The sequence below is a fragment of the Streptomyces sp. 1331.2 genome, assembly GCF_900199205.1.
Classification (GTDB): domain Bacteria; phylum Actinomycetota; class Actinomycetes; order Streptomycetales; family Streptomycetaceae; genus Kitasatospora.
This window is the reverse complement of sequence record NZ_OBMJ01000001.1, coordinates 2,809,960-2,832,491: the sequence shown is the minus strand read 5'-3', so window position 1 is coordinate 2,832,491 and position 22,532 is coordinate 2,809,960. Positions and strand designations below refer to the sequence as shown.

20 protein-coding genes are annotated in these 22,532 nt (G+C 74.8%); 9 read left to right on the top strand and 11 right to left on the bottom strand.

Annotation, left to right across the window (positions count from 1 at the left end):
• Positions 1 to 62: 62 nt before the first annotated feature.
• Positions 63 to 602, bottom strand: coding sequence for a hypothetical protein (locus CRP52_RS11865; RefSeq protein WP_097236368.1), 540 nt, complete (start codon positions 600 to 602; stop codon positions 63 to 65).
• Positions 603 to 734: 132 nt separating this feature from the next.
• Here CRP52_RS11865 and CRP52_RS11860 point away from each other — a divergent pair, with 132 nt between their 5' ends.
• Positions 735 to 1,673 (top strand): DMT family transporter, encoded by a 939-nt coding sequence (locus CRP52_RS11860; RefSeq protein ID WP_373560483.1) that lies wholly within the window; start codon positions 735 to 737, stop codon positions 1,671 to 1,673.
• Between the two features lie 13 nt (positions 1,674 to 1,686).
• Here the strand turns inward: CRP52_RS11860 and corA are convergent, their stop codons facing one another.
• Complete coding sequence (gene corA, locus CRP52_RS11855) at positions 1,687 to 2,808, bottom strand: magnesium/cobalt transporter CorA (RefSeq protein ID WP_097236366.1); 1,122 nt, start codon at positions 2,806 to 2,808, stop codon at positions 1,687 to 1,689.
• A gap of 434 nt (positions 2,809 to 3,242) precedes the next feature.
• Here corA and CRP52_RS11850 point away from each other — a divergent pair, with 434 nt between their 5' ends.
• Complete coding sequence (locus CRP52_RS11850; RefSeq protein ID WP_097236365.1) at positions 3,243 to 3,884, top strand: suppressor of fused domain protein; 642 nt, start codon at positions 3,243 to 3,245, stop codon at positions 3,882 to 3,884.
• Positions 3,885 to 3,891: 7 nt separating this feature from the next.
• On the opposite strand, the gene CRP52_RS11845 is transcribed toward CRP52_RS11850, so the two are convergent.
• The 5 genes from CRP52_RS11845 to CRP52_RS11825 all read right to left on the bottom strand — a co-directional run bounded on the left by CRP52_RS11845 (position 3,892) and on the right by CRP52_RS11825 (position 9,636).
• Positions 3,892 to 4,752, bottom strand: coding sequence for a PHP domain-containing protein (locus CRP52_RS11845; protein WP_097236364.1), 861 nt, complete (start codon positions 4,750 to 4,752; stop codon positions 3,892 to 3,894).
• A gap of 109 nt (positions 4,753 to 4,861) precedes the next feature.
• Positions 4,862 to 5,500, bottom strand: coding sequence for a DUF6758 family protein (locus CRP52_RS11840; RefSeq protein WP_097236363.1), 639 nt, complete (start codon positions 5,498 to 5,500; stop codon positions 4,862 to 4,864).
• Between the two features lie 326 nt (positions 5,501 to 5,826).
• Positions 5,827 to 5,985, bottom strand: coding sequence for a hypothetical protein (locus tag CRP52_RS38155; RefSeq protein ID WP_179852622.1), 159 nt, complete (start codon positions 5,983 to 5,985; stop codon positions 5,827 to 5,829).
• 378 nt (positions 5,986 to 6,363) lie between these two features.
• Positions 6,364 to 7,239, bottom strand: coding sequence for an alpha/beta fold hydrolase (locus tag CRP52_RS11830; RefSeq protein ID WP_097236362.1), 876 nt, complete (start codon positions 7,237 to 7,239; stop codon positions 6,364 to 6,366).
• 150 nt (positions 7,240 to 7,389) lie between these two features.
• Entirely contained in the window at positions 7,390 to 9,636 is a 2,247-nt protein-coding gene (locus tag CRP52_RS11825) for a DEAD/DEAH box helicase (RefSeq protein WP_373560482.1), read from the bottom strand.
• Positions 9,637 to 10,113: 477 nt separating this feature from the next.
• On the opposite strand from CRP52_RS11825, the gene CRP52_RS11820 reads away from it, so the two are divergent.
• A complete protein-coding gene (locus CRP52_RS11820; protein WP_097236360.1) occupies positions 10,114 to 10,839 on the top strand; it encodes a ferritin-like fold-containing protein in 726 nt (241 codons plus the stop codon).
• 4 nt (positions 10,840 to 10,843) lie between these two features.
• On the opposite strand, the gene CRP52_RS11815 is transcribed toward CRP52_RS11820, so the two are convergent.
• The 3 genes from CRP52_RS11815 to CRP52_RS11805 form a co-directional block, all read right to left on the bottom strand.
• Positions 10,844 to 11,170, bottom strand: coding sequence for a hypothetical protein (locus CRP52_RS11815; RefSeq protein ID WP_097236359.1), 327 nt, complete (start codon positions 11,168 to 11,170; stop codon positions 10,844 to 10,846).
• Between the two features lie 128 nt (positions 11,171 to 11,298).
• Positions 11,299 to 11,526, bottom strand: coding sequence for a DUF3107 domain-containing protein (locus CRP52_RS11810; RefSeq protein WP_097236358.1), 228 nt, complete (start codon positions 11,524 to 11,526; stop codon positions 11,299 to 11,301).
• A gap of 131 nt (positions 11,527 to 11,657) precedes the next feature.
• Positions 11,658 to 12,317, bottom strand: coding sequence for a TetR/AcrR family transcriptional regulator (locus CRP52_RS11805; protein ID WP_097236357.1), 660 nt, complete (start codon positions 12,315 to 12,317; stop codon positions 11,658 to 11,660).
• Positions 12,318 to 12,537: 220 nt separating this feature from the next.
• Between CRP52_RS11805 and CRP52_RS11800 the strand changes: the two genes are divergently transcribed.
• From CRP52_RS11800 to moeZ, 5 genes are all read left to right on the top strand, one after another.
• Entirely contained in the window at positions 12,538 to 13,440 is a 903-nt protein-coding gene (locus CRP52_RS11800; RefSeq protein WP_097236356.1) for an alpha/beta fold hydrolase, read from the top strand.
• Positions 13,441 to 13,880: 440 nt separating this feature from the next.
• On the top strand, positions 13,881 to 15,455 hold the full coding sequence (locus CRP52_RS11795) for a glycosyltransferase (protein ID WP_101948175.1): 1,575 nt from the start codon (positions 13,881 to 13,883) through the stop codon (positions 15,453 to 15,455).
• Positions 15,455 to 16,474, top strand: a complete 1,020-nt coding sequence (locus tag CRP52_RS11790) for a hypothetical protein (protein ID WP_097236354.1) — start codon at positions 15,455 to 15,457, stop codon at positions 16,472 to 16,474. The genes CRP52_RS11795 and CRP52_RS11790 overlap by 1 nt, the downstream gene beginning before the upstream one ends.
• Before the next feature lie 122 nt (positions 16,475 to 16,596).
• A complete protein-coding gene (locus CRP52_RS11785; protein ID WP_097236353.1) occupies positions 16,597 to 17,634 on the top strand; it encodes an NAD-dependent epimerase/dehydratase family protein in 1,038 nt (345 codons plus the stop codon).
• Between the two features lie 231 nt (positions 17,635 to 17,865).
• A complete protein-coding gene (moeZ, locus tag CRP52_RS11780; protein ID WP_097236352.1) occupies positions 17,866 to 19,044 on the top strand; it encodes an adenylyltransferase/sulfurtransferase MoeZ in 1,179 nt (392 codons plus the stop codon).
• A gap of 73 nt (positions 19,045 to 19,117) precedes the next feature.
• Here moeZ and CRP52_RS11775 read toward each other — a convergent pair whose 3' ends face one another.
• Positions 19,118 to 21,868, bottom strand: coding sequence for a lysylphosphatidylglycerol synthase transmembrane domain-containing protein (locus CRP52_RS11775; protein WP_097236351.1), 2,751 nt, complete (start codon positions 21,866 to 21,868; stop codon positions 19,118 to 19,120).
• 134 nt (positions 21,869 to 22,002) lie between these two features.
• Between CRP52_RS11775 and CRP52_RS11770 the strand changes: the two genes are divergently transcribed.
• On the top strand, positions 22,003 to 22,371 hold the full coding sequence (locus CRP52_RS11770) for an MGMT family protein (RefSeq protein ID WP_097236350.1): 369 nt from the start codon (positions 22,003 to 22,005) through the stop codon (positions 22,369 to 22,371).
• Positions 22,372 to 22,532 lie beyond the last annotated feature (161 nt).

The following is a 22,532-nucleotide window of genomic DNA, read 5'->3' as shown; positions in this document are numbered from 1 at the left end:
CGAGCGCGGGGCCCGGCCCGACGAGGCACGGTAGCGGTCACAGGAGTCCTCGGCGTGAACCTTTAACGGCGCTTGAACAGCAGTTTGGGCAGGCCGGCCGGGATCGGGCGGCGGGTGGTGGCCGGGGTGGGCATCGGTTCGGCCGCGTGCGAGCCGTCCGGCATCGCGCCCGGGTGCTCGGTGAGCGCGCCGGTGGGCTCCAGCCGCAGCACCCGGCACTCGCGGGCCCAGCGCTCGGTGATCGCGTCGGTGTCGGGCGCGTTCAGCCGCTTGCCCTTGAGCTCCTCGACGGCGCCCCGCCAGGCCTCGCTCTCCGGCGCCAGCTCGACGACCCGGGCGTTCCAGCCGGTGAGCCGGCCGCCCTTGTCCTTGCTGCGGACGGTCACCACGGCCCCGGCGCCGGGGGCCAGGCCGTGCAGCGGCTGCTCGCCGCCCTCGCCGACCACCACGACCGCGCCGTCGTGCCAGGCGTGCCACAGCGCCCGGGCCTGGTCCTGCCCGTCGGCGCGCACCCAGAGCAGGCCGGACTTCTTCGCGGCCTCCTCCAGCAGGGCCTGGTCGAGGAAGGCGTCGGCGGTCGCGGCGGCGGGCGTACGGTCCATGGCGGACAGCGTACGGGTTTCCCCTCCCCTTCCGTCCGCCGAATGTCTCAGCCTCCGGGCGACAGTTCCATTACGGCGCCATGGGCCTTACCGTATGATCGCCCCGCCCATCGCGACCAGCAGAGGAGCGCCGTGCCCGCCGCCCGGCCCGCGACCGCCCCCGCCGTCACCGCCGACCCCGCCCGCACCGCCGACCCGAGGCGGACGCCGCTCCCCACCCTCGACCTGCTGCTGCTCGCCGTCTCGATCGGCGGCATCTCGCTCTCCGGCCCGCTGATCAGCGCCACCGCCGCGCCCGCACTGGCGATCGCCTTCTGGCGCAACGTCATGTCGGTCGGCGTCCTCGGCCCGTACGCGCTGCTGCGCCACCGGGCCGAGCTGCGCGGGATCGGCCGACGGGCGCTGCTGCTGGCGATCGCGGCCGGGGCGCTGCTCGCCGTCCACTTCGCGCTCTGGATGCCCAGCCTGCGGATGACCTCGGTGGCCTCCGCCACCGCCCTGGTCACCACCACCCCGCTGTGGACCATCCTGCTGATGCGGCTGATGGGCGTCCGGGCGCCGCGCCTGGTCTGGCTGGGCACGATCGTCGCCTTCGCCGGCGTGCTGGTACTGACCGGGGTCGACCTCTCGCTCTCCCCGCGGGCGCTGCTCGGCGACGCCCTCGCCCTCGCCGCCGGCCTGGCCGCGGCCGGCTACATGCTGCTGGGCGCCGAGGTCCGCAAGACCGTCAGCACCACCGCGTACACCCTGGTCTGCTACGCCACCACGGCCCTGGGCCTGCTGGTCATCTGCCTGGTCGCCGGGACTCCGCTGGCCGGGTGGCCGGCCGGGGCGTGGTGGCAGATCGCGCTCCTGATGGTCACCGCCCAGCTGCTCGGCCACTCGCTGAGCAGCCGCGTGGTGCGCAACCTCGGCCCGTCGATCACCTCCACCGCGATCCTGCTGGAGACCCCGGGCGCGGCGCTGATCGCGGCCCTCTGGCTGGGCCAGTGGCCGCCGGCGGCCGCCTACCCGGCGGTGGTGCTGATCCTGCTCGGGCTGGTCCTGGTCGCCCGCGGCGGGCGGCGCTGACCGGCGCGGGCGGTCAGAGCCAGCCGTTGCGGCGGAAGCCCCGGTACATCCCGACGCAGATCAGCGCGATCGCACCGAGCACCATCGGGTAGCCGTACTCGTGGTGCAGCTCGGGCATGTAGTCGAAGTTCATGCCGTACACGCCGGTGATCATGGTGGGCACGGCGAAGATCGCGGCCCAGGCGGTGATCTTGCGCATGTCCTCGTTCTGCGCCACCGAGACCTGCGCCAGGTTGGCCTGCAGCAGCGAGTTCAGCAGTTCGTCGAAGCCGTGCACCTGCTCGGCCACCCGGGCCAGGTGGTCGGCGACGTCCCGGAAGTACTTCTGGATGTCCTGGTCCACCAGGCGCTGCAGCGGCTCGGACAGCTGCTGCATCGGGCGCAGCAGCGGCACCACGGCGCGCTTGAACTCCAGGACCTCGCGCTTGAGTTGGTAGACCCGGCCGACGTCGGCGCTGCGGCCGCCCTTGGCCGAGAAGACGCCGTACTCGATCTCGTCCACGTCGTTCTGCAGCCGCTCGGCGACCAGCAGGTAGTTGTCCACGACGTGGTCGGCGATGGCGTGCAGCACGGCCGCGGGGCCCTTGGCGAGCAGCCCGGACTCGTCCGCGTCGGCCTCCAGGCGGTGGCGCAGCTCCTGCAGCGAGCCGTGGCCGCCGTGCCGCACGGTGATCACGAAGTCCCGCCCGGCGAACACCATCAGCTCACCGGTGTCCACCACCTCGCTGGTGGGCGTGAGCTGGTCGTGCTCCACGTAGCGGATGGTCTTGAAGACGGCGAACAGCACGTCGTCGTAGCGCTCGACCTTGGGCCGCTGGTGCGCGTGCACCGCGTCCTCCACCGCGAGCGGGTGCAGCCCGAAGCGCTGGGCGATCCCCTCGAACTCGGCCTCGGTCGGCTCGTGCAGCCCGATCCAGCTGAACGAACCGGCGCCGTCCGGCAGTTGCTGCTCGGCCTTGACCCGGCGGGCGGCCTCGCGCGGGCTGCAGGTCTCGCCCCGGCGCTTGCCGTGCCGGTAGACCGCGCAGTCCACGATGGCCGAGCCGGCGTCGTCGGTGGCGGCGTCGTACACCCCGGCCGCGCCGCGGCGGCGGTTGGTGCGGACGGCGGCGCGCAGGCTGTTGATCATCGACATGGCGGGCTCCCAGAGGCAGGAGCCGTCACACGGCGGCGTGAAGAGGAAACGTTCGGCCGCGGTACGACGGCGAAGAACACCGGTGAAGGGGGGATGAAGGTGCTCTCCCGGCCGGTCCGTCCGCCGTGGGGCCTGCGCTCGGGGCTACTGCGGCTGAATCAGCCGGTCGGGCCTGCGGGGCGCGGGGTACGGAGGAGTCGGGGCCGGGCAGAGCTGCCGGTACTGCATGGTCGGCCGGTATCCACCGCAACCACCTCCTTCGCGCCGCCGCCCCGAGACGGAAGCATCCCGGTGGCCAGTCGCTCACCCTAACATCTGACCGCCCGTCGGCGACCGGGAGCCCCCAGGGGTTTCCGAAGGCTTTACGGACAGCGCGCCCGGAGCGGCTCGGCCCGACCGCAACCGGGCCGTACCCGCGGGTTACGCTCACCGGCATGGCCCACGACTTCCCGCTCTTCGGCGACCCCCACGGCGGCAGCTCCCCGGAGCTCTCCCGGGAGGCGGTGCTGGCCGCCGTCGAGGCCCGGCTGATCTCCACCTTCGGCGAGCCGAGCGGCCGGGCCGCGGTCACCTTCCTCGGCACCGACCGGATCGAGGTGCTGCGCTTCGGCCCCGACGCCGAGGGCCTGGTGCGCTACGCCACGCTCGGCATGGCCGCCGCCCCGATGGCCGACCCCACCTCGCCGGTCGCCGACCAACTGCGCGGCCCGCGCGTCGAACTGGTGCTGACCGTCCGCGGCGGACGCGACAGCGTGCTGCGCAGCCTGGCCACCTTCGCCGCGACACCGCAGGTCGAGGGCCTGGTGGTGGCCCCCGGCGGCTCGCTGGACCTCGGCGCCCCGCTCTGGGAGGGCGCGCCGTTCACCTCGGTGCTGGCCGCCGAGCCGGGCGGCCTGGTCGAGGACCTGGAGCTGGCCGAGCCGGCCGAAGCGGTCCGCTTCCTGCCGCTGCTGCCGATGACGCCCAACGAGGCCGGCTGGAAGCGGGTGCACGGCGCCGCCGCGCTCCAGGAGCGCTGGCTGAACCAGGGCACCGATCTGCGCGACCCGGACCGGCGCGGCGTCCGGCTGGACTGACGCCCGCTCAGCGGGCGATCGGCTTGCCGCCGGTCGCCTGCGCCAGCAGCGCCTCGTACACCTCCGGGTCGGTGGTGTGCTCGCCGAGCCGCACGGTCTTGCGGGTGCCGTGGTAGTCGCTGGAGCCGGTGACCAGCAGGCCGAGCTCCCCGGCCAGGCCGCGCAGCCGGTCCCTGGTCTCCTCGTCGTGGTCGGTGTGGTCGACCTCCAGCCCGCCCAGCCCGGCCGCCGCGAGCTCGGCGATCACCTGCTCCGGCACGGTCCGGCCGCGCTTGACCGCGCCCGGGTGGGCGAAGACCGGCACCCCGCCGGCCGCCCGGACCAGCCGGACCGCCTCGAAGGGGTCGGTCTCGTGCTTGCGGACGTCCGCCCGGCCGCCGTTGGCCAGCCACTCGCGGGTGAAGGCGTCCGAGACGGTGGCCACCACGCCCGCCTCGACCAGCGCGCTGGCGATGTGCGGGCGCCCGACCGAACCGTTGCCGGCGATCCGCTGCACCTGCTCCCAGTCGATGTCCGCGCCGAGCTCCCGGCAGCGCTCGACGATCGCCCGCCCGCGGCGGAACCGGTCGGTGCGCACCAACTCCCGCTCGCGCGCGAACTCCGGCTCCTCGGGGTCGAACAGGTACGCCAGCAGGTGCATGCTGACGCCGTCCACGACGCAGGACAGCTCCGCGCCCGGGACGACGGTCAGCCGGGTGCCGGCGGGCAGCGCGTGCACCGCCTCGGCGGCCTCGGCGTGCCCGGCCACGGTGTCGTGGTCGGTGAGCGCCACCACGTCGAGGCCTGCGGCGACGGCCGCCGCGACCAGCTCGGCGGGGCTGTCGGTGCCGTCGGACGCGTTGCTGTGGGCGTGCAGGTCGATGCGCACGGATCGGGCTCCTGGAGGCTCGTGGGTGCCGCCAGGATAGGCCGTCCGGGCGAGCCCGCGGAGGCCGCGCGGGGCGCGCGGACGCCGGGCGGCCGGGGAGCGCCGGGGGTCAGCCGAGCAGGCGGGGGGAGAGGGCCCCGCAGGGCAGCAGGTCCAGTTCGGCGCCGGCCTCGCGCAGGTCGGTGAGCACCAGCTCGTCGTACATCACCAGGGCGGACTGCTCGGGCCAGGCGATCGCCCAGAGCCACAGCCCGCGGGCCTCTCCGGCGAACACCGCGCGGTCGGCAGGGGCGTCCGGCACGTGGAACATCGGGGTGGGCCGCCCGGCGGCCATCAGCTTGGCGTCGGCGGGCTTGTAGAGGCCGACGGAGTCGCCCGGGTCGGGCCCGGGGAGGCCGGCGTAGCGGGCGCCGAGCCCGACGCCCAGCTCCTCGGCGACGAGCACCAGCTCGCCGAAGCCGCCGAGCGGCGCCGGGCCGGAGCAGGCGACGGCGGTGGCCCGGGCGCCGGAGACGTCGTCGCCGACGTGGGCGATGCCGGTGTAGAGCCAGCCGACCGGGAGCGGCCAGGGCATCCAGACGGGGACCTGCGAGCGGGCGACGGCGACACCCAGGGCCTCGACACTCGGGGGCAGGACGGGCTGCATCGGGTGCACTGCTCCGTGCCGGTCGCACTGCCAGGTGTCTGAGAACAGACCGGGGGCGCGGACCCGACCGGCGCACCTCGGGCAGCTGGGCTCGCCCCTCATAGCCGACAACGCTCCTCCCTCCGGACCGCCGCGTCAAGGACGATCACCCGTACGGAGGGCTCGGCGGCACCTGTCGGTGGCGGACGCCCGGCCGGTGTTGGGTGGGCGCGGCGCGGACGTTTCCCGTTGGGGGATGTCCCGTGGCGGGCGGCGGCAAACGTCCGGGGCCCGGGGCCGGACGCGGCCGCCCGGGGGCGGACGCACTGACGCCCCGTCATCGGCGATCGCGGTGACGGGGCGTCAGTCTGGTATCGGAACGTCCGGATCGGACGATCCCGGCTCGTCGGCGGCGGGTGAGGGCTCCCGGTCGGAGCGGCCGCGCGGGGTCAGACGGTCGGGCACGGGCGGATGAGCAGGCGTTCGCCGGTGCGGGCGGCGGCCTGGACGTGCTCGCGCACGGTGGCGGCGTCCGCGATCACGCGGTCGGTGGCGGAGCCGTTGACGTCGTCCAGTCGGACGATCTCGAAGCGCATGGTCTTCGTCATGGGCGTCTCCCTTCCTGTCCCCGCGGGGCGGGGCGATTGCGGCTGAGTCGGTATCAGCCCTTTCGGGTTCTTGCGGGTCCGGCGGATCGGCCGGGCCGGGCGGGGCGTACGTGCGGCGCTCTGCTGCGGCAAGGGCTCCCCCTGCTTGCCTGGTGCGTCCAGTGCCTCGTGAACCACGGTGTCGTGGCGGTGCTACCGGGCCGTTGCCCGTCCGTGAAGGTCAGGTTTCGGGTGGTGCGCGTCGGCGCAGCGGCCGGCGATGATTCCCGGACAGAATCAAAGATTACCGTAACTAACGAATTTTGTCCTGTGTTGAAGCCGGTCGAAGTTCGAGAAGTGGTGCAGACCACTCCCGGGAGGGCGTGCGGCGGGGGCCGATCAGGCCCAGAACGCGGCCAGCGCCGCGGCGGTCTCGGCCGGCTTCTCGGCGTTGGGGGAGTGGCCGGCGTCCGCGACCACCACCCGGCGGGCGCCCAGCCGCTCGGCCATCGCGGTCTGCTCCGGGACGGGCCAGGCGTAGTCCCGCACCCCGGACAGCACCAGCACCGGCAGCCCGGCAGTGGCGGCGGCCAGCTCGTCCACGCGGTCCGGCGCCGCGATCAGGTGGCCGCCGGTGACCGACAGCGCCCGCGGCACCCCGGCCACCCAGCGGCGGTGCAGGAACGCGGCGACGGCCGGGTCCAGGCGCGGCCGCGGCTGCCCGCTGTCCGCCTCCATCTGCCGCATGACCTGCCAGATCTCCTCCAGGCCCAGCACCTGCAGGGCGTCCAGCAGCAGCTTGGTGCGGGCCGCCTCGGCCGGGTCGATGGCTCCCGGCCCGGTGGACACCAGGGTCAGCGACCGCCACGGCAACGGGCCCTGCGCGGCGGCGGCGATCACCGCCTCGCGCACCACCTGGCCGCCGAAGGAGTGCCCCAGCAGGTGCAGCGGCCCGCCGTCCGCCGCCAGCACCTCGGTGAGCGCCCGGACGTCCGCACCCAGCGCCCCGACGGTGTAGGCCTCCGGATCGTCCGGCCCGCCGGTCTCGTACTGGCCGCGCTGGTCCACGGCCGTCACCCGGTACCCGGCCGCCGCCAGCGGCTCCAGCAGTCCGATGAAGTCCTCCTTGCTGCCCGTGAACCCCGGCACCAGCAGCGCCGACCCGCGCACCGGCCCGTCCGGCTCCGCCCGCAGCGCCGCGAACTCCCCGCGCCCGGTCACCACCCGCTCGGCCCGCGCACACCCGGGCAACCTCACAAACGGCGGCGTGCTCATGGGCTTTTCTCCCTGCTCTGCTGCGACCCGCGACTCGTCGGACGCCTCCGAGCCTAGGGCCTGCCGTCCCTGGTGGCGGTGGCGGGAACGCCCGAGGGGGCGGGCCGGGCCGGGTGGCCTGGCTCGCCCCCTCGGGGGAGACCGGAAGGGTCAGCTCTCCGGGGTGGCCTCCGGAGTGGCGGCGGCCTTGCGGGCCCGGGTGCGCTTGCGCGGGGCCGGCACCTCCGCGGCGGCCTCGGCAGCCGGGGCCTCCGGGGCGGTCTCCGCGGTGGCGGCGGCCTTGCGGGTGCGGGTCCGGGTGGCCGGCTTCTTCTCGGCCGGGGCCTCGGCGGCCGCGGCCTCGACCGTCTCGACGACCTCGGCCTTCGGCTTGCGGGCCCGGGTGGCGCGCTTCTTGGCCGGCGCCTCGGTGGCGGCGACCTCGACGGCCTCGACCGTCTCCACGGCCACGGCCTCGGCCTTCGGCTTGCGGGCCCGGGTGGCGCGCTTCTTGGCCGGCGCCTCGGTGGCGGCGACCTCGACGGCCGCGACAGCCTCGACGGCCTCGACCGTCTCCACGGCCTCCGCCTTCGGCTTGCGCGTCCGGGTGCGGGTCCGGGCGGCCGGCTTCTCCTCCGCCGGAGCCTGCGCGACGACGGCCTCGGCGACGACAGCCGCCGCGACGATCGCCTCGGCGGCCTCGACGACCGGAGCAGCCTCGACCGCGGCCGCGGCCGCGGTCTCGCCCGCAGCGCCGCCGCGCGAGCGGCGACGGCGACGGCGCGGCGCGGCCTCGCCCTCGGTGCCCTCGACGGCCGGAGCCGCCACGGCGGCCCCCGTCACGGCAGCGGCCTCGCCCTCGCCGACCGACGCGCCCCCACGGGTGCGGCGACGCTCACGGGTGCGGCGCGGCTTCTGCTCCTCGGTCTCGGCCGGGGCGGCGGCACCCGGGCGGCCGGAGCCGTCCTTCGGGCCGCGACCGCGACCGGCACGGCCACCGCGGCCGCCGGTCTCGCCGAGGTCCTCGACCTCCTCCGCGCCGAGGCCCGCCCGGGTCCGCTCCGAGCGCGGCAGGACACCCTTGGTGCCCGGCGCGATCTTCAGCAGCTCGTACAGGTGCGGCGAGGTGGAGTAGGTCTCCTCCGGGTCGTTGAACGACAGGTCCAGCGCCTTGTTGATCAGCTGCCAGCGCGGGATGTCGTCCCAGTCGACCAGGGTGACGGCGGTGCCGGAGGCGCCGGCCCGGCCGGTGCGGCCGATCCGGTGCAGGTAGGTCTTCTCGTCCTCGGGGCACTGGTAGTTGATGACGTGCGTGACGCCCTCGACGTCGATGCCGCGGGCGGCCACGTCGGTGCAGACCAGCACGTCGACCTTGCCGTTGCGGAAGGCCCGCAGGGCCTGCTCGCGAGCGCCCTGGCCGAGGTCGCCGTGGACGGCGCCGGCCGCGAAGCCGCGCTGGGTCAGCTGGTCGGAGACGTCGGCGGCGGTGCGCTTGGTGCGGCAGAAGATCATCGCCAGCCCACGGCCCTCGGCCTGCAGGATGCGCGAGACCATCTCGACCTTGTCCAGCGAGTGGGCGCGGAAGATGTGCTGCTCGGTGTTGGCGACGGTGGCGCCGGTGTCGTCCGGGGCGGTGGCCCGGATGTGGGTCGGCTGGCTCATGTACCGGCGGGCGAGGCTGATCACCTGGCCCGGCATGGTGGCCGAGAACAGCAGGGTCTGCCGCTTGACCGGCAGCATGGTGATGATCTTCTCGACGTCGGGCAGGAAGCCCAGGTCGAGCATCTCGTCGGCCTCGTCCAGGACCAGCGCGCGGACCTTGGACAGGTTCAGCTTCTTCTGCCCGGCCAGGTCGAGCAGTCGGCCTGGGGTGCCGACCACGATGTCGACGCCCTTGGTGAGCGCCTCGACCTGCGGCTCGTACGCCCGGCCGCCGTAGACGGCGAGGACGCGCACGTTGCGCACCTTGCCGGCGGTCTGCAGGTCGTTGGTGACCTGGGTGCAGAGCTCGCGGGTCGGGACGACGATCAGCGCCTGCGGGAAGTCGGAGAGCTGCTCCTCGGTGGCCCGGCCGGCGTCCACGTCGGCGCGCACGATGGCCCGCTCGATCAGCGGGAGGCCGAAGCCGAGGGTCTTGCCGGTGCCGGTCTTGGCCTGGCCGATGACGTCGTGGCCGGTCAGCGCGACCGGGAGGGTCATCTCCTGGATGGGGAAGGGATGGACGATGCCGACGGCCTCCAGGGCCTCGGCGGTCTCCGGGAGGATCCCGAGGTCCCGGAAGGTCGTCTTGATGGGTTCAGCGGTGGTGGACAGGGTGCTGCCTCTTCCGTGTGGAGGGGCCGAGAGCGAGCGGCGGGCGGGCAGCCGCGCGGCTGCGTACGGGCCTGGGCGGCCCTGATGACAGCTGCGCGGACGCACAACCGCGCCGGTCCCTGCGGCCGGCCGGTGCGCGCTGCCCTGATGCGGGGCGCGTCGCCGGCGGCGTCGGGGAGGATTCCCTTGAGGGACCTGCGCGGGACCTCCGCCATGGGGCGTGGTCTCGGCGGCCCTCGCTCGGCCACTGATGCGGTGCCAAGGCTTGAAGTCCAAGCCATGGTCGGAGCCGATCGGCTCTCCGACCGGGCATCCGCGTACGTGAGTCCCCGTGCCTCCGGTGCGGAGTCGTCCGGCTGGACGGTGCCGCTTGGGAGCGGGCTTGCGCGGGGTACCGAGACGGCGGTGACACCGTGCAAGCACGACGGGGCTCCGTACCACCATACAGTCAGGCGACGACTCGAACACGTGACGCGTCTGACATCGCCCCTGGCGACGGGTGCCCGAGCAGGCGATTCGGCAGGTCACCCGGGTGCGGCAGGTGGTGGGGGAGCGGGGTGCACGGGACTAAGCTGGCGGGCCATGGAGACCCATGGTGAGACGCAGGACGCGGCCGGCTCGATCGGCGACTGGGCCGCGTGCTCGGCCGACCCCGGTTACCGGGCGGCGGTGCTGGATCTGCTCGGTGCGCTCGCGTACGGCGAGCTGAGCGCCTTCGAGCGGCTCGCCGAGGACGCCAAGCTGGCGCCCGACCTCGCCGACAAGGCGGCCCTGGCCCGGATGGCCTCCGCCGAGTTCCAGCACTACCAGCGGCTGCACGACCGGCTCGCCGAGATCGGCGCCGACCCGCAGGAGGCGATGCGCCCCTTCGTCGAGCCGCTGGAGCTGTTCCACCGGATGACGGCGCCCTCGGACTGGCTGGAGGGCCTGGTCAAGGCCTACGTCGGCGACGCCATCGCGACCGACTTCTACCGCGAGGTGGCCGTCCGGCTGGACGACGACACCCGCGACCTGGTCCTCGGCGTCATGTCCGACACCGGCCACGCCCAGTTCGCCGTCGACAAGGTGCGCGAGGCGATCGAGGCCGACCCGCGGGCCGGCGGCCGGCTCGCGCTGTGGGGCCGGCGGCTGATGGGCGAGGCGCTCAGCCAGGCCCAGCGGGTCGTCGCCGAGCGGGACGCGCTGTCGAACATGCTGGTCGGCGGCGTGCAGGTGCAGGGCTTCGACCTGGTCGAGGTCGGCAAGATGTTCAACCGCATCACCGAGGCGCACACCAAGCGGATGGCCGCCCTGGGCCTGGCCAGCTGAGGCCCTACGCCGGCCGGTGCCGCCGCGGTGCGCGGTGGGCGCCGGCCCGGTGCGGGTGGTGCCGGTGCGCCGGGGCGCGGCCGGCCGCGAGGTCCGGCCGGGCCAGCAGCGAGGTGAGCACGCCCGAGGCCAGCGCCGCGGCCGCGACCGACACCGCCGGGTACCGCCCGTCCAGGCAGAAGTGCGCGATCACCCCGCCCGCCAGTGCCGCCCCGAGCGCGGTGCCCACGGTCAGCGCGCGGGCTGCCCGGAAGTACGAGGGCAGGGCCAGCAGTGCGGCCCCGGCCGTGACCAGGCCGACGAGGGCGAAGGCGATCGACTCGACCAGCAAGAGTGCCTCCCGGGGACGGGCTTGCGGCACCGGCGCCGCACCCCTCGCCGTACCCCGGCCGACCCGGCCGTACACGCAGCGGTGCCCCGCTCCCTGACGGGAACGGGGCACCGGAACGACCGGGCGCCTCAGAGGGTGCCGAAGCCGACCTTGCGAACGGCCGGCTCGCCGATCTCCACGTACGCCAGGCGCTCGGCCGGGACGATGACGCGGCGGCCGTGCTCGTCGGTCAGCGTGAAGAGCTTCTCCGAGCCCTCCACCGCCTTCGCGACCGCGCTCTGGACCTCATCGGCAGTCTGCGAGCTCTCGATCACGATCTCGCGCGGCGCGTTCTGCACGCCGATCTTGACCTCCACGGCTTCCGTCCCTCCGGGGTTGCAGCCTCCACGCACGGGCACCGAACCGCCTGGGACAAGCGTTCGCGGCGACCGCGCCGTACGGCTTCACCATAGAGCACCGGATCACCGGCCAGGCGAAGATCGGGGGATCACCCCTGGTGGGCGGCCTCACCGGGGTGCTCGCCCGGGTGCATCGGGAAGCCCTTCAGACCGCGCCAGGACAGGCTGGCGACCAGCCGCACCGCCTCGTCGCGCGGGATCTCCAGACCCTGCGAGAGCCAGTACCGGGCGGTGATCTGGGCCAGGCCGCAGACCCCGGCGGCGAGCAGCTTGGACTCCGCCTCGGGCAGGTCGGTGTCCTCCTGGATCACCTTGCTGACCAGCGTCGCGCTCGCCTCGGAGGCCCGCTCGACCCGCTCGCGCACGGCGGGCTCGTTGGTCAGGTCCGACTCGAAGACCAGCCGGAAGGCGCCCGACTCGCTGGAGACGTAGTTGAAGTACGCCTCCATGGTGTTGGCCACCCGCTGCTTGTTGTCGCTGGTCGTCGACAGCGCCTCGCGGGTCGACTCGACCAGGGCGTCGCAGTGCTTGTCCAGCAGCGCCAGGTAGAGCTCCAGCTTCCCGGGGAAGTGCTGGTAGAGCACCGGCTTGCTCACCCCGGCACGGTCGGCGATGTCGTCCATGGCGGCCGCGTGGTAGCCGTGCGCGACGAACACCTCCTGGGCGGCACCGAGCAGTTGTTCACGGCGGGCGCTTCGCGGCAGGCGGGCACCGCGCGGGCGCTCCTGCGCCTCCTGGATGGCCGTCACGGCGCTCCTCACTTCGGGTCTGTTCGGGGCTGGCAAGATGGCCGATTCTACTTTTCGGTAACCACGCCCGCGTTCGGCGAAGGCGAGTAAAGCTGGTCGGCCTGGTTGTCAGGAGCCCACAATACGGCGCTGACCTCGGCCTCGGCAGTGGTGTGACGAGGGACGGGACGAGCGGACCTCCCCGGGCCTCCCTGGGCCGGGCTCACTACCATCGTCCACCATGAGCAGCGCTGAGCAGCAGGTACGTACGGTCGAGGTCCCCGGGGCGGTCCTCGCGGTGCACCGGCCGGCCCCGGAGGGCCCCGCGGACGGGCGCGAGCCGGGCCTCTTCGTGCACGGCCTCGGCGGCTCGGCGGCCAACTGGACGGCCCTGATGGACCGGCTCTCCGGACTCGTCGACGGCGAGGCCGTGGACCTGCCCGGCTTCGGACGCTCGCACCCGCCCACCGACGGCAACCTCACCGTCTCCGGCCACGTCCGGGCCGTGATCGGCTACCTGGAGGCCTCCGGCCGCGGCCCGGTCCACCTGTTCGGCAACTCCCTCGGCGGCGCGGTCGCCGTCCGGCTGGCCGCGCTCCGCCCGGACCTGGTGCGCAGCCTCACCCTGGTCTCGCCCGCCCTGCCCGAGCTGCCCCCGCAGCGCTCCGCCTGGCCGACCGGACTGCTCGCGGTGCCCGGGGTGCCCGCGCTGCTGCGCCGGCTGTCCGCGAACGGGCGCGACGCCGAGGCGGCCACCGAGGACCTGCTGCGGCTGGTCTACGGCGACCCGGGCAGCCTGACCCCGACCGCCCGGGCCGAGGCCGTCGCCGAGTACCGGCGCCGGCTGGAGGTGCCGCACGCGATGCAGGCGCTGGTCGGATCGGCCCGCGGCATCGTTTCGGCGTACACCGAGCGCGGCGACCAGGCGCTGTGGCGGCAGGCCGAGGCGGTGACGGCGCCGGTGCTGCTGGTGTACGGGCTGCGCGACAAGCTGGTCGGCTACCGCTCGGCCCGCCGGGCCTGCGCCGCCTTCGCGGACGCCCGGCTGCTGGTGCTGCCGGAGTCGGGGCACGTGGCGATGATGGAGCACCCCGACCAGGTCGCCCGGGCCGTCCGGGAGCTGATCGCGCACACGGCGGGCTGATCACGCACCGGAGGAGCATCAGGAGGCGTACCCGGAGGCGTACCGGAGGCGCATACCGCGGGCGGCCCCGTATACCGCCCGGTAACGGCCCGGTTCGGGCCGAGGTCACGGGGTTTCACTCGTTCAGGTGGCAGCCAGGCATGTGACCGATGGATTGCCCGGGGCCGGTCCTACCTTTCTGCTGTCGGACCGAACAGGTGTGGGGGCGACGCGGCCGCCGGAGGAACCGGAGGACGGCCGCGGCCGGAGGTCCCGGCGGATCGGGCCCGACCGCCGGAGCGGGCGGGCGCCCGGGCGGTGGTCCGGTGGCGCGGCCCCGGCCGTCCGGCCGTCCCCGCCGTCGTGCGGGGGCTCCCCCGGCCGCTGCCCGGGCCGCCCGGCCCGTCCGTCGATCCGTCCCGTGATCCGCCCGCGAATCCGCTCTGCCCTGGAGGTCTCCCGTGCGCGTTGCCCTGCTCACCGAGGGTGCCCCTGCGCATCCCCAGCGTGGCACCGGAGGCTGGTGCGACCGGCTGGCCGCGGGCCTGCCGGAGCACGAGTTCGAGCGGTATCCGCTGACCGGCCCGCAGGGCCCCGGCGCCGCCGGACAGGCCCTGGCGCCGTGGGGGCGCCGGCCGGGCGGGCGGGCGCAGGGAGCGCTGCGCAGACGCCAGTACGCCGCGGCGTACGAACACCTGGTGCGGGCGCTGGTGCTGCCCGCGGAGCGGGCCGGCTTCGGGCCCGGGCTGTACCGGCTGGCGCTGCTCGCCCGGGAGGACGGCAGGCTGCCCGCCTTCCTGGCCTCCGGGCACGCCCGCCGGATCCTGGAGCGGGCCTGGCGGCTGCCCGGCGCGGACACCTCGGCCGGGCAGCCGCTGGTGCGCGACGTGCTGGTCGCGGCCGAGCTGCTGGAGCAGTGCCTGCGGCCGCTGGCCGCGCCCTGGTACGGCACCGGGCCCGGCGGGCTCGGCGCGGCCGACCTGTGCCACGTGGTCGGCGGCGGTCTCGCCGCGCTGCCCGCCCTGGTGGCCCGGCACGTGCACGGAGTGCCGTTCGTGGTCACCGAGCACCGCCTGCACCTGCGCGAGCAGTACCTCGGTGGCTGGGCCGGGAGTCACGCGCCGTACCGGTGGCCGGTACGGGCGCTGCTGCTGTCCTTCTTCCGGGCGCTCACCGAGGAGACCTACCGGCAGGCCGCCGTGCTGACCCCCGGCAGCGCCCACGACCAGCAGTGGCAGCTGCGCTGCGGGGCCGACCCGGCGCGCACCCGGGTGGTGTACGAGGGGACGCCCGCGGTGGACCGCCCGGCCGCCGGTCCGGAGCCGGCCACGCCGACCCTGGTGTGGGCGGGCGCCCTGGAGCCGGGCCGTGACCCGGAGTCGGCGCTGCACGCCTTCGCCCGGGTCCGCGCCGAGCTGCCCGGAGCCCGCCTGCTGGTGTACGGCGAGGAGACGGCGCCCGGCCACCGGTCGCACTGCGCGGCGGTGGCCGAGCGGCTGGGGGTGGCCCCAGCGGTGCACTTCGCCGGCCGGCCCGGCGAGCTCGCCGCGGTCTGGGAGGCGGGCACGGTGGCCGTCTTCTCGGCGCTCTCCCAGCGCGGCCCCCGACTGCTCGCGGACGCGATGCTCAGCGGCCGGGCGGTGGTGTCCACCGACGTCGGGGTGGCCCGCGAGGTGGTCGGGCCGACCGGGCTGCTGGTGCCCGCCCGCGACCCGCGCGCCCTGGCCGGCGCCTGCCTGGCGCTGCTGCGCGACGAGGAGCGGCGCGCCCGGCTCGGGCTGGCCGGACGGCTGCGGGCGCAGGAACGCTTCGCCATCGAACCGGTGGTCGCCGCCTTCCGGGAGATCTACCTGGAACTGGTCTCCCAGTACCCCGCCTTCCCGGGAGCCGGGGGCGGGCCGCTGCCGCGCCCGTTCGCCCGGCCCGCCGAGTACTGGCTCACCGACGGCCCGCGGGAGCGCCGGGGCGCCACCCCGCAGGACGCGGACGGCAGCGACGGCGCCCGGGAGCCGGCCGCGCTCGCCGAGGCCGTCTGATGTCCGGCGGACCGGCGCTCGGCAGCAGCGCGGACCCGGTGCGGGAGGTCATGGCGCAGCACCGGGAGCTGTGCGAGCGCGCCGTCGACCCGCTGGAGATCGCCGCCGGGCTGGAGGAGGCCGGGCTCGGCCCGGACGCCGCCGCCCGCTGCCGGCACGCCGACCTGTTCTCGCTCGCCGAGGAGCTGTACGCCCGGGTGCCCCGTCGCCCGCCGAATCCCGGGCCGGTACGGCCGCAGCGACGCGGGGCCGATGTCCGGCAGGCCCTGGGCGCGGCCGCGCTGGCCGTGCTGCCCTGCGCGGGGGTGGTCGCGCTCGGCGCCCGCCGGCCGGTGGTGGCGGCCGCCGCCGTCCTGCTGGTGTTGCTGCCCGCGCTGACCGCGCCGCCCCCGGCCGAGCCCGGCGGGCGGGCCGGCCCGCGGTACGGGCCCGCCGCGCTCGGGTACGGGCTGGGGCTGGCCGGGCTGCTGCTGGTCCCCGCGGTGGTGCCGGCCGGGGACCGGGCGCCGGGGGCCGCGCTGGTGCCGGCGGCGGCGCTGTCGGTCGGCTCGGCCGAGCTGGTGGCCCGCTGGTACCGGCGGGTCGGCTGCGGCCACCTCGACGCGGCGGGCACCCTGGCCGAGTTCCGGGCCCGGATGCGGCCGGTGCTGCCGGTGGCGCTCGCCCTGCACCTGGCGGTGCTCGCGGTGCTGAGCTACGCCGCGCTGGCCGTGACGGCGATGCTGGCCCCGGGCCACGGCGGCGGGCTGCTGCAGCTGGCGGCCGAGCGGGCCGGCCCCGGGCGGTGGGCGGCGCAGGGCGTGCTGGGCCTGCTGCTGGTGCTGCCCGCGGTGCTGGCGCACTGCGGCCGGAGGACGGCCGCCGCGCTGGGCGCGGTGGCCGGGGCCGCCGCGACGCTCGGGCTGCTCGCCCTGGGCCGCTCCCTGCCGTCGGCCCTGCTGCTCGGCGGCGGCGCCGTCGCGGTGCTGCTGGCGGCGTACGCCTGGGCGGTGCTCGGCCGGGCCGGCTCGCACCGCTGACCCCTCGTGACCGCTCGTGATCCCTCGTGACCGCTCGTGATCCGCGTTCCCCGTTCCGTCCGTTCGTTGATTTTCAGTCCGCCAGGTCGTCCCCGACCTCGCTTCGTGGAAGGACGCCCCCGATGAGGGTGCTGCTGCTGGGCGCCGACGGCTTCATCGGCCGCCGGGTCACCGACCGTCTGCTGATGGACCAGGAGTTGCAGGTGACGGTGCTCGGCCGGCGCGACTCGGCCGACATCCGCTTCGACCTGACCACCGGGAGCCCGGGTGCGCTGGCCCGGTTCCTGGACGCGGTCGCGCCGCAGGTGGTGATCAACTGTGCGGGCGCCACCTACGGCAGCTCGCGCACCCTGATCCGGTCGAACACGCTGGCCGTCGCGACGGTCTGCGAGGCGATCCGGCGCAGCCGGGAGCCGGCCCGGCTGGTGCACGTCGGCTCGGCCGCCGAGTACGGGCCGGTGCCCGGCGGGGTGCCGGTGTCCGAGCAGGCCGAGCCGCGGCCGGTCGGCCCGTACGGGGTGTCCAAGCTGGCGGGGACGGAGCTGGTGCTGGCCTCCGGCCTGGACGCGGCGGTGCTGCGGGTGTTCGACGTGGTGGGGCCGGGGTCGCCGACCGCCTCGCTGTTCGGCCGGCTGGCCGAGGGGCTGCGGCGGGCGCTGGAGCGGGACGAGGGCCAGGTGCGGATGCCGGACCTGTCCGGATACCGGGATTTCGTGGACGTGCGGGACGTCGCGCGGGCCATCCAGGCGGCCGCCGTGTCGGCCGCCACCGGGGTGATCAACATCGGCAGCGGGCACGCCGTCCGGGCCCGGGACGCGGCCCAGCTGCTGGTGCGGGCCTCGGGCTTCGAGGGGTCGATCGTCGAGGAGAACCGGCAGGTCCTGCTTCCGGCGCAGGTCGGCGGGGCGGGCGGCGACCACGGGTCGGGGCACCACCACCAGCCCGGCCCGTACCTGCCCGGTCACCGGGCGGAGGGCCACCGCGGGGACGGCCACCGCGCGGAGGGCCTGCGGCCGGAGGGCCGGGTGGTGTCGGGCGAGCCGGTGCCGTGGCGGCAGGCGGACGTGCGCACCGCCCGGGACCGTCTCGGATGGCGGACACAGGTGCCGCTGGAGGAGTCGCTGGGGGACGTCTGGCTGGAGACGGCCTGCCGGGTCTGAGCGCGCTCCGGGGGTGTCGCGGGCCCGTGGAGCAGCGGCCCGCGGCGCCTTTCGGGGCCCGCTGGGCGGTCCCACGATCCGGCGTCGCCCGTCTCGCCCATCGGACGGGCTGTCTCGGAATAGCGGTGGGACGTGACACTGTTGGCCTAGAGAGCCACCCGAGTGGCGGAGCAACAACCCCACAGCGAGGCTGGCCCTGGCCATCCGAACAAGACATCCATCGGAGTCCCCGTGTCGTTGCCACCCCTGGTCGAGCCGGCCGACGAGCTCACCGTCGACGAGGTCCGCCGGTACTCCCGCCACCTGATCATCCCCGACGTGGGCATGGCCGGGCAGAAGCGGCTGAAGAACGCCAAGGTGCTGTGCGTCGGCGCCGGCGGCCTCGGTTCGCCCGCGCTGATGTACCTGGCGGCGGCCGGGGTCGGCACGCTGGGCATCGTCGAGTTCGACGTGGTCGACGAGTCCAACCTGCAGCGCCAGATCATCCACGGCCAGGCCGACATCGGCCGGTCCAAGGCGGAGTCGGCGCGCGACTCGGTCAAGGAGATCAACCCCTACGTCGACGTGATCCTGCACGAGGAGCGCCTCGACAACTCCAACGTCATGGAGATCTTCTCCGGCTACGACCTGATCGTGGACGGCACCGACAACTTCGCCACCCGCTACCTGGTGAACGACGCCGCGGTGCTGCTCGGCAAGCCGTACGTGTGGGGCTCGATCTACCGCTTCGACGGCCAGGCCAGCGTCTTCTGGGCCGAGCACGGCCCCTGCTACCGCTGCCTGTACCCGGAGGCCCCGCCGCCGGGCATGGTCCCCTCCTGCGCCGAGGGCGGCGTGCTGGGCGTGCTGTGCGCGTCCATCGGCTCGATCCAGGTCAACGAGGCGATCAAGCTGCTGGCCGGCATCGGCGATCCGCTGGTCGGCCGGCTGATGATCTACGACGCCCTGGAGATGAACTACCGCCAGGTGAAGGTCCGCAAGGACCCGAACTGCGCGGTCTGCGGCGAGAACCCGACGGTCACCGAGCTGATCGACTACGAGGCCTTCTGCGGCGTCGTGTCGGAGGAGGCGCAGGCCGCCGCCGCCGGTTCGACCATCACCTCGGCGCAGCTCAAGCAGTGGCAGGACGACAAGGAGGACATCTACCTCATCGACGTCCGCGAGCCCGGCGAGTACGAGATCGTCAACATCCCCGACGCGGTGCTGATCCCGAAGAACGAGTTCCTGATGGGCGACGCGCTGGAGAAGCTGCCGCAGGACCGGAAGATCGTGCTGCACTGCAAGTCGGGCGTGCGCTCGGCCGAGGTGCTGGCCGTGGTCAAGGCCGCGGGCTTCGCCAACGCCGTCCACCTGGGTGGCGGCGTGCTCGGCTGGGTCAACCAGATCGAGCCGCACAAGCCGGTCTACTGACCGACGCGTCCACGACGAAGGGCCCGCCTGTCCGGCGGGCCCTTCGTCATGCGGTCGGCGCGCGTCCGTCCGGTCAGAGCGCGTGCCTGCGCTGCAGCACGTTGTAGGCGATCCAGCCCGGCAGGACGGGCAGCCAGAAGGTGAGCGCCCGGTAGAGGAACACCGCCGGGGTGGCCACCGCCGGGGACACGTCCGCGACGGTCAGGGCGCCGATCAGGGCGACCTCGACCGGGCCGATGCCGCCCGGGGTGGGGATCGCCGAGCCGGCCGCGTTGGCGGTGAGGAAGACCACCGCGACCGCCGAGAAGCTGACGTCGCCGCCGAAGGCCTGCACCGAGAAGTCCAGGCACGCGGTGAAGGACAGGGTCAGCAGCAGGATGCCGCCGAAGCCGGTGACCAGCTTGCTGGGCGTCTGCATCAGGTCGAGCATCCGCGGCACCACGCCGAAGAACAGCGAGCGCAGCCGGCCCAGCACGAACCGGCGCAGCGGTGCGACGGCCGCCACCACCAGGGCGAGCACGGCCGCCGTCAGCACCCCGATGATCACCGCGCGGGAGGCGGAGAGGTCGCCGTTGGTCTGACTGCCGGTGATCAGGCCGAAGCTGAACAGCAGCAGCAGGTGCCCGGCCAGGCCGGCCAGCTGCGAGGCGCCCACCGAGGCCACCGCCTGCCCGGAGCGGATGCCGGCCTTCTGCAGGTAGCGGGTGTTGAGTGCGATGCCGCCGATCGCGGCGGGGGCGACCAGCTTGACGAAGGACCCGGCCAGCTGGGCGGCGACGGTGCGCCGGAACGGCAGCCGCTCGGGCACGAAGCCGGTCAGGCTCATCGCGGCGGCGACGTAGCTGAACGCGGCCGCCAGCAGGGCGGCCGCCGCCCAGGCCCAGTTCATCTGGGAGAGCTTGAGCTGGGCCGGCTTGATGGTGGTCAGGGCCAGGTAGGCGGCGAAGGTGAGCGCGATCACCATGATCAGCGTCTTCGGCTTCAGCCGTTCCAGCTTGGCCGGCTCCATCGGCGCCTCGGGGGCGATCTGCAGGATCTGGCCGCGGATGCGGCTCAGCAGGTCCTCGCCGGCCGCCGCGATGTCCTCCTCGGCCTGCTGCTGGGTGCGCTCGCCGGCCGCGACCTGCGCCAGCGCCCTGGCCCGGGCGGCGGCCTTGCGCTCCTTGGCGAGCTTGGCGAGGTCGATCCTGGTGGAGCGGCTCATCCCGACCGGCTGGAGCAGCGGCAAGGCCTGCGCCACCCGGTCGGCGCCGAGTACCGCGTTGGCGGCGGCGACGGCCCGCTCCGGGCCGATCCGCAGCGCGAAGGTGGTGAGCAGCTGGGCGACGTCGATGCGCAGGGTGAGGTCGGTGGCGGCGATGTCGCCGCCGGAGAGGTTGACCAGGCAGCCGCTCTTCGCGTCCACCACCAGCAGCGACTCGCCGGTCAGCCGCCGGTGGGCGATCCGGCGCTCGTGCAGGGCGGCCACCGACTGCCAGAGCGAGGCCATCACCTGGTCGGTGACCTCCTCGTCGGCGAGCTCGTCCAGGGTGCGGCCCTCGACGTTCTCGTATACCAGGATCGCGGCGTCCGGGCCGAGCTCGGAGGTGGCGACCAGCTGCGGCGCGTGGGCGCCCGAGGCGGCCGCCGCGTACGCGATCAGGGCCTCCTGCTCCAGCGCCTGGCGCAGCGACTGCGGGCTGCGGCGCACCGCGACCGAGCGCAGCCGCAGCCGCCGCCAGGCCCGGTAGAAGAAGCCGGAGGCCTGCTGCTCGCGGTCGATGATGTGGACGTCCAGCGGCGGGCCGGCCTGCTGGGTGACGTAGTAGCGGCGGGTGCCGCCGGGGGCGTCGGGGGCGCGGTGGGCGCCGTCCGGGGTGAAGCCGACCTTGCGCAGGCCGATCATCAGGTGCTTGCCGGTGGGCCGGATGTTCGGGGAGCCGATCGCGTACAGCGTGCCGTAGGCGACGGACCAGCCGATCAGCACGGTGAGCATCAGCGACAGCGGGGTGGTGTAGCCGCCGAGCAGCTCGGTGACCCCGCTGAAGACCACCACCACCCACAGGGCGACCCGCCAGCGCGGTCTGCTCGACATGCCGACGGCGGTCATGTAGGCGATCACCGGCGCGAGGTAGCCGTGCACCGGGTCGGTGAGGGTGCCGTTGCTGTCCAGCGGCAGTCTGGTCAGCGCGTCCCGGATGTGTTCGGAGGCGCCTTCGGCCACCCACCAGTCGATGCCGAGCGAGACTCCGTACGCGAGCACCGAGGCGAGCACGCCGTCGGCGACCCGCAGGCCGTCGCGTTTGATCAGCCGCTCGACGGCGAAGGCCAGCGGCACGGCGAGCACCGCGACGCTGGAGACCAGGCCGGTGATGGTGGAGAGCACCGCGGAGAAGTGCGGCGCGTTGGTGGCGATGTCCTGCTCGATGCCGGTGGTGGTCGAGGTGGCGATGCCGGCCAGGACGAAGACGGCGACGATCCCGAAGACGCCGGCCAGGAAGCGGATCAGGTCGGACGGGCGGTGCGCGCGGGCGGCGAGCAGCGGCTCGTCGACGTCCAGGTGCGGGGCGTCGTCCAGCGGGTCCAGGTGGTCGGGCGGTGGCTCCGGGGCGCCGGCCGGTGCCGGGACGGCGGCCTTCGGCGGCTCGGCCGGGGGCTCGGGCCGGGTGGGCCGTTCGGGCTGCGCGGGCGCGGGGGTCTTGATCGTCCGGTCCTTGATCAGGGAGACTTCCGGCGCCGGCGCCGGTTCGGGCCGGCCTTCGGCTCCGCCGTCCGGCGCCGGGGGCACGGCGGCAGCGGACTCGTCGGAGTCCTTGTCCACGCCCACGTCAGCCGTCCCGGTCATCTGGTCTTGTCCTCGTATCACCACTCACCGCCCCGAAGATGGTGGCATGCCCCGACCCCCCGTGCTGGACAGGGGGCGGATCGGGCGCGGCGGTTCGTTCGCCCGGAGCCGCGGGTGCGCCCCTGTAGGGAAGAATGCCGCAGGTGACGGACGTAACAGACGACGGCCTCCCGGACGCCCTACCGCCCTTCGCCGAACTGGTGCTCGACCTGACCGAGCGGATTCCACCCGGCCGGGTGATGACCTACGGCGACGTCGCCGAGTACCTCGGCCAGGGCGGGCCCCGGCAGGTCGGCCGGGTGATGGCACTGTACGGCGGCTCGGTGCCCTGGTGGCGGGTCATCCGCGCGGACGGCCGCTTCCTGCCGGGCCACGAACAGCGCGCCCTCGCCCACTACGGCGAGGAGGGCACCCCGCTGCGCGAACTCGCCGACCCGCCCCGGGTCGACCTCAGGCGGGCCCGCTGGGACGGGGAGCCGATTCCTGAGGCCGCCGATTCCTGAGGTCGCTGATTCCTGAGGTCGCTGATTCCTGAGGGAGCCGATTCCCGAGAAAGGTCCGCACGGACGGGATTGACAGGGGAGGATCGTAGGCTCGATGGGGGCGGGCCCCGGCGGGCCCGCCCCCGCCGTGCCCCCCCGTTCCACCGTTCGACCCCAGGACC